Raw genomic sequence first — 3,152 nt, 5'->3', positions numbered from 1 at the left:
GTAGTAAAATAACTACAAGGGTTATCATTTGGGTTTAAATAGAAAAGTCCTCTAACATTTTAAAAATGTTGAGGACTTTTTAAAATTGATTTTATTTTACATTGCAATGGCAGTTTTTGAAGAATTATAAACAAAAACTTTTTCCAATTGTATAAAAGCATTAATTAAATGGTATAAAGAAATATTTTTTAAGAATAGCTTCTTTATATTTTAGAATTACTCGCTTGTTTTCAACCTTATATTTGTTACAATTTCGTCTTTAAAGTATAGTGATAATGATATAAGGGTATTTCCAAATTTATCTGATTCAACAGGATAAGACCATTTCATGGAAGTATAAATATGTGGCTCATGTCCAAAAATTTCACGTATTTCTTTTTTGCTTTTCCCAATAGGAACTTTAAATTTGAAAATATCATTAACAAGAGTTTTTCTTTTTTCTGGACAGGTTTTCCAAAGGATGCTATCAAATTGATGATTACCAATTTCAAGTAAAAACAATAGCTTTTTTATTAGGTTTGGCATATTCATATAATTATTTAGTTGTTAACCTGAATTTCACTTATCATGCTAAATAGGACATCTTTAAAATTAATTTATAAGGTATATCATTAAAAAATGTCTTATTATAAAGCAGTTGCAGTATAAGTTACTGTTTGYGTRTAAGTTCCGGCTGGTTTACCTAAAATATCTGAAGATGATGAYTTTGCTGCAGGAATCATGTAATCTAAATTCAACGTCAATGCACTTCCAAGCGGAGCGTTTGATACTAAGGTTTGATCCGTTGCAGATAAAACAACAGCGCTTTTTGTTCCGCCCATTGTTCCTGCAGATGCAGCTGCTTTGATCGTCAAAACATTTGCAGGGATTAAGTTGGTTCCATTCATAAAATTAGCGCCTCCTGCTTTTACTTTAACGTTAAAATTCTTAGTTGAAGTAACTTTCAAAGAGTTGGCTTTAGTAACGGTTTGATCAGARTTATARTCTGCTGCAGTAGCATAGTTGAAATCAACTGTATTACCGATTGCAGTACTTCCGGCGTCGATAGAGATYACATCATTCAGGGTAATGTTTACTGTTGTTGTTGCAGTTGTATTTTGAGCYTGAACATTATTAGTTCCTAATACGATTGCTCCGAAAGTTAAGGCTGCGATTRCGAWTTGTTTTTTCATRATAGTAATATTTAATTTTTATTTTTATTTARTTGTTGTTTTGTATACTGCAAATCTACGGCGGCGATAAAAGCTTCTTTGTAGTTGAAAATGGAAGTTSWTGTAGTAAAATAACTACAMGGTTATCATTTGGGTTTAAATAGAAAAATCCCTCAACACTTTGAAAGTATTGAGGGATTTTTTGTTAAAAAGATTGATGTTTACTTACAATGCAGTGGCAGTATAAGTTATTTTTTGCGTGTAAGTACCCTGTGGTTTTCCCAGAAGCACCTTCGATGCTTTTTCCGCCGAAATAGAGTAGTCAATATTTAAAGATTGTTTGGCTCCTGAACCTGCATTACTTACCAAAACCTGATCAGTTGCAGATAGAGTTACCTCATTCATGGTTCCCGCTAAACTTCCACCCGGTATTGCTTTTACCTGTAAAATGTCTACTGGAATTGCATTTGCCCCACTTACAAAGTGTGTGCCTTCAGATTTTACTTTTACATCAAAATTTTTGGAAGAAATAATGACTAAACTGTTGGGAACAGTCACATTTTTTGATGAATTATAATCTGCTGTACTGCCATAATTAAAATCTGGCGGAGAGTGAGGGATTCGAACCCCCGGACCTGATACAGTCAACAGTTTTCAAGACTGCCGCAATCGACCACTCTGCCAACTCTCCTTAAACTCCGATTGTATCGTTGTTTTCAGTGGTGCAAATATAGAATATTTTTTTATTCTGCCAAAGAAAATTTTAATAATTATTTCAGACTTTATATTATTGGTCGAAGAATGAGAGGATTATATTTTTAAGCTTCTTCGATTATTTCGTCATAAACAACAGGATCGGTGATTTCCTGATAGCGTTCCCATTCTGCCTCGAGTGTTTTATCAGTTTTCATTTCCTCTTCAAGTTTTAATGTTTCGCGATATTGCTTTGCTTCAGCCAGAAGTGTCCATTTACAGTTGATTCCGATTGTTTCAAGATGATTTTTCAGATCATTTAAATCAAGCCTGAAAAATTCTTTTCTTGGATTAATTTTATTGAGCTGATTTTTAAGAAATCTCTTGTGAAGCTGCCGTTCCAGAGCAGGAGCATCATCCGAATAGATCATTGCATGCACAYCAAATTCAAACGGAACACTTGCGTCACCAAGTTCACGAACCCTGTCTAAAGGTTCCAAACGTCTCGTCATCCCAATTTTATAAACGTGTTCTCCAAACGAACCAATGTTAGAAATGATATACACATTTCCTGTTTTTGTTTGTTGCGCCATAGAAATAGCTCTTTGATTTTTTTCTTCAGCCTGTTCAAGTTTTCCTTGTAATTCTTCCAGCTTTTGCTGAAAAAGAGCTTTCTGTTCTTCATTGGCTCGGGAAACTTGCGCTTCGGCTTTTTCAATCAATCTTTTTAAAATCTGCTCTTCCTTTTCGGCATCTTTTATTGCTTTTTCAAATTCTTTTCGGGCTTTCTCTTCTTCACGAATCTGTTCGCGAATCTGCCTTTGTTCTTCCAGTTCATTTGCCCGTAATTCCTGTGCTACAACTGCCCATTTCAATTCTTCGAGCCTTGCCTGATGATAAATCTCTGAAATTCTGGCATTACGGAACGCTTTTCCATTAAAATTGACGAGCTGAAAAGCATCCTCGATTTTCTGTTTTAAAATCCCGTAATTATCTTTCTTTACGGTCGACAAAATAGAATCTACTTTTCCGTTATAAGCATCGATTACAAAATTTACTGCTGTTTTTTGCCTTTCATTATCCATATATTCACAGGTTCCGGCTTGTCGGTTGACAATCATCATTTTATTATTTTGGCGTAGCTTTTTAAGGTTTTCACCGGCATCTTTATGGCTGAAATCTTCGGCAAGCTGATCCAAAAGAGTATAACTCGGCACAAGATATTCATTTCCGTAACCTTTGATAACGTTTTTCATAGCCTGGATTCTGCTTGCTATTTCATCGGCTTCTTTCAGGCTTCTGTAGGCA

4 protein-coding genes and 1 tRNA gene are annotated in these 3,152 nt (G+C 34.5%); all 5 read right to left on the bottom strand.

Annotated elements, in window-relative coordinates; genetic code table 11:
* Positions 1–216: 216 nt before the first annotated feature.
* Entirely contained in the window at positions 217–525 is a 309-nt protein-coding gene (locus AB4Y90_RS17655; protein ID WP_441558874.1) for a hypothetical protein, read from the bottom strand.
* Between the two features lie 101 nt (positions 526–626).
* Entirely contained in the window at positions 627–1,172 is a 546-nt protein-coding gene (locus AB4Y90_RS17650; RefSeq protein ID WP_441558873.1) for a peptidoglycan-binding protein LysM, read from the bottom strand.
* Positions 1,173–1,376: 204 nt separating this feature from the next.
* The gene (locus AB4Y90_RS17645; protein ID WP_441558872.1) at positions 1,377–1,709 is read right to left on the bottom strand and encodes a hypothetical protein; all 333 of its coding nucleotides are present in this window, start codon (positions 1,707–1,709) and stop codon (positions 1,377–1,379) included.
* 45 nt (positions 1,710–1,754) lie between these two features.
* Positions 1,755–1,842, bottom strand: a tRNA-Ser gene (locus AB4Y90_RS17640).
* A 127-nt stretch (positions 1,843–1,969) separates the two neighbouring features.
* The coding region (locus AB4Y90_RS17635; RefSeq protein ID WP_441558871.1) for a DUF4041 domain-containing protein at positions 1,970–3,152 on the bottom strand (1,183 nt) is incomplete at its 5' end.

Source organism: Chryseobacterium sp. 2TAF14 (assembly GCF_052115105.1).
GTDB lineage: Bacteria > Bacteroidota > Bacteroidia > Flavobacteriales > Weeksellaceae > Chryseobacterium.
The sequence above is the reverse complement of the archived record's forward strand: the minus strand, read 5'-3'. Positions and strand labels throughout refer to the sequence as shown.